The 8,788-nt window shown below is 42.6% G+C and carries 11 protein-coding genes; 9 read left to right on the top strand and 2 right to left on the bottom strand.

Annotated elements, in window-relative coordinates; genetic code table 11:
* From ACFPYJ_RS06035 to ACFPYJ_RS06000, 8 genes are all read left to right on the top strand, one after another.
* Positions 1 to 269 (top strand): reverse transcriptase domain-containing protein (locus tag ACFPYJ_RS06035; protein WP_379187162.1); only part of this gene is annotated, 269 nt, incomplete at its 5' end.
* Positions 259 to 855 carry a group II intron maturase-specific domain-containing protein gene (locus ACFPYJ_RS06030; protein ID WP_379187161.1) on the top strand — a complete coding sequence of 199 codons (597 nt, stop codon included), beginning with the start codon at positions 259 to 261 and terminating at the stop codon, positions 853 to 855. The genes ACFPYJ_RS06035 and ACFPYJ_RS06030, both read left to right, overlap by 11 nt.
* A 95-nt stretch (positions 856 to 950) precedes the next feature.
* Positions 951 to 1,325: a hypothetical protein gene (locus ACFPYJ_RS06025; RefSeq protein ID WP_379187160.1), complete on the top strand. Its 375-nt coding sequence runs from the start codon at positions 951 to 953 to the stop codon at positions 1,323 to 1,325.
* Positions 1,326 to 1,337: 12 nt separating this feature from the next.
* Positions 1,338 to 1,577 (top strand): DUF6199 family natural product biosynthesis protein, encoded by a 240-nt coding sequence (locus tag ACFPYJ_RS06020; RefSeq protein WP_379187159.1) that lies wholly within the window; start codon positions 1,338 to 1,340, stop codon positions 1,575 to 1,577.
* 250 nt (positions 1,578 to 1,827) lie between these two features.
* Positions 1,828 to 2,574, top strand: coding sequence for a type I methionyl aminopeptidase (map, locus tag ACFPYJ_RS06015; RefSeq protein WP_379187158.1), 747 nt, complete (start codon positions 1,828 to 1,830; stop codon positions 2,572 to 2,574).
* Positions 2,575 to 3,307: 733 nt separating this feature from the next.
* Positions 3,308 to 4,903: a spore germination protein gene (locus ACFPYJ_RS06010; RefSeq protein ID WP_379187157.1), complete on the top strand. Its 1,596-nt coding sequence runs from the start codon at positions 3,308 to 3,310 to the stop codon at positions 4,901 to 4,903.
* 45 nt (positions 4,904 to 4,948) lie between these two features.
* Positions 4,949 to 6,127 (top strand): Ger(x)C family spore germination protein, encoded by a 1,179-nt coding sequence (locus ACFPYJ_RS06005; protein WP_379187156.1) that lies wholly within the window; start codon positions 4,949 to 4,951, stop codon positions 6,125 to 6,127.
* Positions 6,124 to 6,354, top strand: a complete 231-nt coding sequence (locus ACFPYJ_RS06000; protein WP_379187155.1) for a hypothetical protein — start codon at positions 6,124 to 6,126, stop codon at positions 6,352 to 6,354. Before ACFPYJ_RS06005 ends, ACFPYJ_RS06000 begins: the two co-directional genes overlap by 4 nt.
* Here ACFPYJ_RS06000 and ACFPYJ_RS05995 read toward each other — a convergent pair.
* Together ACFPYJ_RS05995 and ACFPYJ_RS05990 are read right to left on the bottom strand one after the other, a co-directional pair.
* Entirely contained in the window at positions 6,343 to 7,437 is a 1,095-nt protein-coding gene (locus ACFPYJ_RS05995; RefSeq protein ID WP_379187154.1) for a GerAB/ArcD/ProY family transporter, read from the bottom strand. The genes ACFPYJ_RS06000 and ACFPYJ_RS05995 overlap by 12 nt on opposite strands.
* 216 nt (positions 7,438 to 7,653) lie before the next feature.
* The gene (locus ACFPYJ_RS05990) at positions 7,654 to 8,208 is read right to left on the bottom strand and encodes an SDR family oxidoreductase (protein WP_379187153.1); all 555 of its coding nucleotides are present in this window, start codon (positions 8,206 to 8,208) and stop codon (positions 7,654 to 7,656) included.
* A 216-nt stretch (positions 8,209 to 8,424) separates the two neighbouring features.
* Here ACFPYJ_RS05990 and ACFPYJ_RS05985 point away from each other — a divergent pair, with 216 nt between their 5' ends.
* Positions 8,425 to 8,745 carry an NIPSNAP family protein gene (locus ACFPYJ_RS05985; protein WP_379187152.1) on the top strand — a complete coding sequence of 107 codons (321 nt, stop codon included), beginning with the start codon at positions 8,425 to 8,427 and terminating at the stop codon, positions 8,743 to 8,745.
* Positions 8,746 to 8,788 lie beyond the last annotated feature (43 nt).

Here is an 8,788-nt window from a genome sequence, read left to right as displayed (position 1 = left end):
ACATCGCCGGGTACTTTAACAATATCCCGCATGACAAATTGCTCAAACTCGTGGAACAACGAGTGAGTGACCGAAGAGTGTTGAAACTTATTCGACTGTGGCTGAAAGCCGGTGTCATGGAAGATGGACAGGTTCATAACACGGAAATCGGAAGCCCTCAGGGTGGAGTCATCTCTCCGCTACTCGCGAACATCTACCTGAACTATCTCGATACCTTATGGGAAAAGCAATTTTCCCATATCGGCACACTAGTGCGGTATGCTGATTGATCTAGTTATTTTATGTGAAAATAAACCCCACGCTATGGAAGCCATTCAGGTGCTTAAGGCAGTTTTCAGGAAATTGGAATTGACGATGAACACGTACAAGTTCAAGCTTGTGAACCTGTGGTTGGATAAAGAGGGATTCGACTTTCTCGGATTCCATCACCGCCGCATGCCGAAATTGTTTAAGTCTGGGAAATTTTATGACTTGCGAAGTATTCCATCCAAAAAGGCGATGAAAAAGATGCGTGCCAAGGTAAAGGAAGTAACAGCGCCTCGTGCGCGACTTTACTGGTCACCAAAGCAAATGGTGGACAAGCTCAATCCCATCATACAGGGGTGGAAGAACTATTATGGCAGCGTAGATCCTGGCATGACGAACAAATTTCTATTAAAAGTTGACTGGCATATTATTCGTAGACTGACACTGTACTGGAACAAAAAGCACAAGCGGAACCAACTGCACCCGAGAAGGGTCGCCGAGGTACTCGGTCGTATGGGACTGAAACGAGTCAGTGCTTGGGGCAGTTATACTGCGCTAGGTGAAGAACATCGGAAAGCCGTATGCGGGAAAACTGCTCGTACGGTTTGATGAGGGAGGACTGGTAAACCAGTCCCCTACTCTACAACAACAGGACTTTGCGTCTAAACTAGTGAGTAAATAATGTTTGACAATCGGAGGTTTATATGATAATAATCGCGTACCAAGGTATAGCTCCTTCGATGGATAAGGTTCATGAGGTTGTAGCCGAGGTTCAAAAGTTCTCTGTTACACATGGATGGCAGATAGAGAGCAACGATGTTGATTCGATCGTAGTGACTCCGCATCCCAAATGTGAATCAATCTCGATCGCCTATGACAGAAAACTTAGATTCTCTGGTTTTACTAAGACTGTGTATGCCCCCGTCGAAATACATCATAAAATTGTCGTGTTATTTTTTGAGATCAAACCCTTGTTAAAAAAGCTTATTATAGAAGATAGCACTGGATATTGGGACTCTTTCTTGGAAGCAAATCTTAAGAAACAAATTAAGGAAATTGTTATTTTCCCAGAAGTGTAGGGAAGGGAAGGGATGAAGATGGTACCGCCAGAGATAAAAGTAATTACTACAGCAATTACTATTTTTCTTGTACTTTGGACTGGAGCTGCATTGTTAGCCACTATAAAACCAAAAACTTTTTGGAGGATAACCCAAGGTTGGAAGGCAACAAGTGAGCCTTCAACAGCCTATTTTGTATTTTCTGGAATTGGAACAGCAATATGTGCAATTATTGGTCTTGTATTGTTAATACAACCATATCTACACAAATAAACTTATTGAAATCCTCTGATTAATACTGTTCGGGGACTGGTGCTGACCAAACAGCACGTCCCAGATATAAATGGTGCATATGAGAGTTTGCAGTCAAAAAACCTCCCTCGAAAGGTATCGTTCGGAAGGCTGGATAATATGGATACCCAAGAGTAAGAATCTGAAAAGGCTTAAGCTACGAACGGGCAGGATAACGGAATATTTCTCCTATGTGGTAAAATGGAGTTATCTGGAAAATGGAGGGTCAATTATGACAATAGGATCTCAAAACGATATCGATGGTCTGAAGGAAATTGGCAAAATCGTTGCATTGACGATTAGTGAAATGAAACGTCACGTATGTGTGGGAATTACGACACAGGAACTGGATGATATTGGAGGACGGTTTTTGAAAAAGCATGGAGCTGTGCCTGCACCTAAAACAACTTATAACTTCCCCGGCAACACATGTATTAGCATTAACCATGAAATTGCTCATGGTATACCGGGGGATCGAAAGATTCAACCGGGCGATTTAATAAACATTGATGTTTCAGCCGAACTTGGGGGCTATTTTGCGGATGCAGGGCACTCTTTTCCAATGCCCCCTTACGATCCATCTTTAACACGCCTCTGTCAATACACGCACGATACGATGATGAAGGTGATCTCTTCACTGAAGCATGGAGTAAAATTGAACGAAATTGGAAGGATTATTCAAATCGAGGCTGAAAAGGGCGGCTATAATGTGATTAAGAATCTGTGCAGTCACGGTATTGGTAAATCCCTGCACGAGACCCCCAAAGAGATTCTACCCTTTTATAACAAGCATGATAAACGTGTATTGAAAGAGGGCTTGGTCATTACAATCGAGCCTTTTTTATCTACTGGTGCTGGATATGCCGTCGAACAGCAGGATGGGTGGACTTTATGTGTGCCTGACAATAGCTTTGCGGCACAACAGGAGCATACTATAATAATTACAAAGAATCAGCCTATCATCGTGACTGTAGCATAGATCATTAGAAAAACTACCAGCTTATTTGCATTCTCGTTAAGCTACCATGAAAATTAACTACGGTTACTTGGTAAAAAGACAATACTAAAGAGAACGCAGCTCATTCATTTTTTAAAAATGTGCAGCGCCTAGGAATATTGTTGATCGTGGATCAGGAAACTTCTGAAATGGTAACGGCAAAACCTAAGCTCTAAGTCTTCGAACCGAATTCCGAACAATAGCTGATTGCTTGTGCTTTTCAAAATAGTCTTCGCCCAGGTCCACATACATTTCTTTTCTTGTCAGTACGAGTAAATGTCGCGCAATAGTCTAGTACCGTCGCCGCTCCGTTTCCCTATCGGGAAGAAATGGAAGGAAAAATAGGCTCAAGCCGTCAGGACATTCCTGACGGCTTGAGCCTATTTTTCTCCGAAGGGTTAGATTACTTCAATTATTCTATCCAATTTTAGCGGTATATTTACTTATGTCTTTTGCAGATATTTATTTATCTTCATTTGTTTCATAACCCAAAATTCTACCTAACTTTCAGTTGCTTCCATGCTGAAACAATAGATGGGGGAGAGGGTACTTACCGTCTTCGTCAGATAGTACCCGAACCATTAAATCGTTATTCATTTTAGTATACTGATAAACTTTTTTTGAAATTTGACCTATTACAATTTAAGCGATTACATAAATATATTTCTCAAAAAATGGAGATAGTATAGGTGTTGACTTTCAGGAGGTCTTATCAATGAAATGGTTTGGGAAAAGGATGCGTATTAAACTTGAGTATCGAACGGCCATGAAGGAGCCTCAGTTCGATGATGAAGATAACCGCGAGTTATCCCCGGATATTGAGCATAATGAGATGATCTTCAAAAGCGTTTTCCAAAACTGTTCCGATATCGTATACCGCAAAGTCCGGATAGCAGGTAATACTCAATGTTTAGTCGTATATGTTGAAAGTTTGGTTGACATAAAGTTGCTTGACGATCAAGTACTGAAAATGTTGATATCTAAGAGGACAATGAAAGATGTTTTGGTACCTGACGAAGTAGAAGTTCTGGACGATCAGGCAATTTCCATCGGGACGACGAATGTTACATCCAATGTAGCTGAAATTGTTCGTTATTTGTTAAATGGTTGTGCTGCGGTTCTTGCGGCAGGGGACAGCGGTGCGATGATCGTTCTGGTTTCCGATAAAGCAAAACGAAGCCTTGAAGAGCCTTCTTCGGAACCCGTCATTCGTGGACCCAGAGATGGATTTATTGAAAATATTTCAACAAATATAGGGCTTTTACGAAGCAGACTTAAAACCCCGAAGCTAAAAATGGAATCATTTACGGTTGGGGAGCTTTCACAAACCAAAGTAGTCATCACTTATATTGATGGTATTATTACCGGTGCTTTAATTGAGGAGGTTCGAAAGAGGGTAACCCGGATTCAGATCGATGGTATCCTCGATTCCGGTTATATCGAGGAATTTATTGAGGATTTCCCTTACTCCCCTTTTCCGCAAGTACTTAGTACGGAGCGGCCAGATGTCGTAGCTGCAGGACTATTGGAAGGGAAGGCAGCCATTCTTGTCGATTCCACTCCTTTTGCGTTAATTGTTCCGATGACCTTCTGGGCTGGGCTGCAGGCGAGTGAGGATTACTATATGCGTTGGCCTGTCGCAACTTTTGTTCGGTGGATTCGATTCCTTTTCATATTCATCGCGATATTCGCTCCTCCCTTGTATGTTGCCATTACGACCTTTCATCAGGAAATGATTCCAACTAACCTGGTGCTGAGTATTGCAAGCTCCAGGGAACCGGTTCCTTTTCCGGCCGTGATTGAAGCATTATTAATGGAAGTCATATTTGAAGCGCTGCGGGAAGCAGGGATTCGTTTACCCAAACAAATAGGGCAGGCGGTAAGCATCGTAGGGGCATTGGTTATGGGCCAAGCGGCTGTGCAGGCGGGACTCATATCGCCTCCGGTTGTCATTATCGTATCCATTACTGGCATTGCAGCGTTTACCATTCCACGATATAGTTTTGCAAACGGAATTCGATTACTGCGCTTTCCGATGCTGCTCTTATCGGGTACGCTAGGACTTTACGGTATTGTACTTGGGTTCATTGGTATCGTGCTGCATGTTACATCCCTTCGCTCGTTCGGCGTCCCTTATTTTACTCCTATAGCCCCGCTTAAGATTAAGGAATTGAAAGATGTATTGATCCGTTCACCTATTTGGAATAAAACTCGGCGCCCCCAGATCGCAGCATCTAACAATATGGTTCGTGAACCGCAAGGTCAGAAACCAAGTCCCAGTCAAGGGAGGCAGTCATCCGAGAAAAATTAGGATACGAGCTCGTCACTGGGTGAAGAAAGGAAAAGGAACTTCAGAATGAAACCATTCATGCTCATCGGCTTACTATTCATAGTATTGATCACAAGCGGTTGTTGGGACCATACGGAGATAAACGACATTGCATTCGTCATGGGCAGTGCAATCGACCTAAAGGATGATGGGGACATCGTAGGGTCTGTTCAGATCGCAATCCCTCCATCTAGTCCAGGGGGGCCTAGTGGTGGGCCGGGACAACAAGAAAAGTTTTTTGTTATAACGGCTGCTGGAAAAAATATCAATGAAGTTATCCAAAGGCTTCAGAAAAAATTATCCCGCAGGTTATTTACCGCTCATCGCAGCACTGTTTTTATAGGTGAACCGTTAGCTAAACACGGAATTAAGGGTGTACTCGATTATCTCACCCACGATCCGCGTAATCGATTGAGAACCAATTTAATGGTTGTAAAGGGGAGAGAAGGGCGGGACATTTTGCAAATCCAGTACCCTTTTGAACAAGTGCCTACCGAAGCCGTCAAGGAAATGGAATTATCAGGGAGCGAGACAGCGGTTGATTTGCGAGATTTTTTTATAGCAGCATCGAGCGAAGGAATCAACCCGATCATGGGAGTTATTGAACCTGATGTTGTATTAAAAGGAATGAAGCAAAGCGAAAACAACATGTTTAAGCTTTCAGGAACAGCGATTTTTAAGAATTTCAAATTAGCCGGTTTTTTGAACGGAAAAGAAACAGGCGGATTACTTTGGGTTACTGGCAAGATGAAGTTGGGCAGGGTCACCGCCAATTTGCCGGAAGGTAATGGAAATGTAGGTATGGTTTTAACGAGTACAAAGCGAAGGATAACCCCCGTAATACGTGGTAATAAAGTCAAAATCATTGTTCAACTCCAAGGGGAAGGAAGCCTTTATGAAAATAATACTTTGTTGGATATCGGTCAACAAAAGAACCTCGAACTTGTACAGCATGCATTAGAGAAATCAGTTGAAAAACAAGTCCAGGATTTCTTATCCAAAATCCAAAAGAAATACAAAGTGGATATTGTGGGTTTCGGCCAAGAAATTTACCGAAATCAGCCCAAACAGTGGAAAGCGTTGAAAGAACAATGGGATACAAAGTTTCCCGAAGCAGACATTTCGATAGCGGTAAAGCTTAATGTACGTGGATCAGGGATGGCAGGCCCTCCTCTACAATGGAATGAAAAGGAGATCAAGGAATGATCGTACAAATAGGGGGATATGTATGTTTGTTGGCCGTATGGTCTTTTGTTAGCATACAAGCATTGCTCAGAAAGCAACAAACCAAAGAAGCCGCAGTATACGGCGGCTTAATGGGGGCGGCTGCTGTTATCGGATCTTTGTTAATGGCGGGAGTTAACATAGCAAGCGTAGTTTCCCCTTATACATTTGCTTTTAAGTCCCTCGGAAACATGATTTTAAAGAAGTGATTTGTTCACGCTCCTTTTTAGGCTATCTATCAGGAGAAGCGCCAATGGCAGCAGATTTTGCGTAAAAAAAGCATTGAAAGAATATATACTAATATAACTTTGATACTCCGCTGAGTTCTTGAAAATCCAAACCGATCCAACCATGGACAAAAGGGTAACTGGAGCAATGATATCCCGGTAACTCCGGATGCCGAAGAGCTGGCTTAAACTATAACAAAGCATAAACAACGTCACCGATAACTTCACGAAGAGTCCCATCACCCAAATCGTAACAGTAAAAGCTTCTAAACGTTCGAATGATCCTTGAACACCAATATATTGAATGAGAGATGAAAATGCATAATTTAATTTGCCTGTTATCGGACCGAGGACCATGATCGTCAGTAAATTAATGACAAAGAGAAAAAGAACAATACCAAGAAGCGAGATCAACGAGATCTTAAGCGCCTTTTTAGGCTGATTTAAAAACGGAAGGAACCAGCCCAACAAAAAAAACTGACTCATAAAACCTGATGGGACGAAAGCCCCCTTTAATACCGGCACGATTCCTTCCGCTAATACAGGTTTTAGCTGTCCTGGATCTGAATCCCCAATCGCCAGGATAAAAAGCGGAATCAAAAAAGCAATGATGATTGGTGTAAGGAACTCATTACATCTTCCGATGACCTCAATTCCCGCAAAAACAGCCAGACCGCTAAGGATCAAGATCGTCAGGGTCCCGACCCAAATTGGGGTTATCGGTAATAGAAACGTATGAACATACCCGGCGTGACCGTATAACAAAACACCAATAAAAGAAAACCAATAGTAGGAGAGATAAACCCCCAAACATTTTCCCGGCCATTTCCCGATAATTTTTGAACTGTATTGAATAATCGTCAACCCCGGATAACGATTCGCGAGTGTTATCATCACCCATATGGTCAACAAACCTGTTAAAGCGGAAGGGAACACCGACAACCAGGCATCTTGCTTGGCCAACTTCACCATCACTCCGGGAACGGATAAGATGAGTGTGGAAAGCACATAAATATATAGTAATAAGCCTAGCTGAGTTCCCGTAATTTTTTCGGTATCCCGCATATACTTCCCATTCCTCCACTTCACATAGTTATCACCATTTTTTCCTTATAGCTAAATTTCCATACTGATTTTCCATTATTTTATCAGATCGAAAATTCGGTTATGGTGCAAAGATGTTAGCCATGATAAAAGTGGTAGGATTAAATCATAGGAAATAGCCACTTATTATGAAAATTATTGGGATATTGGCAGCGGCCAAGCCTTTGACAGGTTTCTTTATAGATGAGAGCCTCCGCTTGCATCGATTAACTGTCCGGTTACCCATCGGCTGTCCGAAGAGGCGAGGAACGAAGCAATATCTGCGACATCCTCAGGCTGCCCCCATCGATTGAAAGTGGAAAGACCTGCGGCGAATTTCCGCCCATCTGGATCCTGAAGCGTTCCGGTATTCATGTCGGTATCGATGATTCCAGGCAAAATGGCATTTACTGTAATATTTCGGCTTCCTAACTGCTGCGCCAAGACGTAAGTGAGGGTGTTAAGCGCACCTTTGGATACACTGTAACCCAAGAGATTAGGGAGAGCTATGCGTGTAACGGATGAAGACATATTGATGATGCGGCTTCCATCATTTAGACGGGGCAAGGCAATCGCAAAAGCAGAACCGCCGTTTTGCTGGATTTCCCGAACCGTTTCTTCGGCTGCTTGATGATTATTGCCATAATGTACAGCGACAACTGCCCCTTCACGGGCCAGACGCGAGGCAATTCCCCGGCCAATCCCTCTACTGGCCCCTGTTACTAATGCGATTTTACCGTTCAATCTGCTCATATCCTCATCTCCTCTTTTTGTTTTACATCGTTAGTTATATCACGAGGGGAGATTCGGAATGTTGCTCTCCTATTCTCGTGGGAGATGCCCAGAAAAACCCTTCACCGATCACGCTAGTTAACTTAAGGTAACTTAATATAAACTTTTTCACTTCTTCTCATGACAGGTTTGTTTACCTATAATTGAATAGAATCGATGAGCGGAGGTGATTGACGAATGATATACGAATTGAGAATTTATACGATTCTTCCGGGAAGAATCGATGCAATTCGAAAGCGCTTTTCCGATCATACACTAGGTATTTTCGACAGATTGGGCATGCAGGTGTGTGATTTTTGGGAGGATTTAGAAGAACAACCTAAGCTTTATTACACGATGAAATACGAGAGCATCGAAGAACGGACAAGACAGTGGGAAGCATTCTCACAAGACAAGGAATGGAACGAAGTGAGTCAAAGATCCGAACAGGACGGAAAAATTGTCGAACGAGTCGAATCGGTTTTTATGAAACAAGCGGATTATTTTAATAAAAGATAGGGAGGAAACAGCAAATGGAATACACTTACCTGGGAAAGTCCGG

Origin of the sequence: Paenibacillus solisilvae (assembly GCF_042656405.1) — a bacterium.
GTDB lineage: Bacteria > Bacillota > Bacilli > Paenibacillales > Paenibacillaceae > Paenibacillus_Z > Paenibacillus_Z solisilvae.
This window is presented reverse-complemented; position numbering and strand designations above follow the sequence as displayed.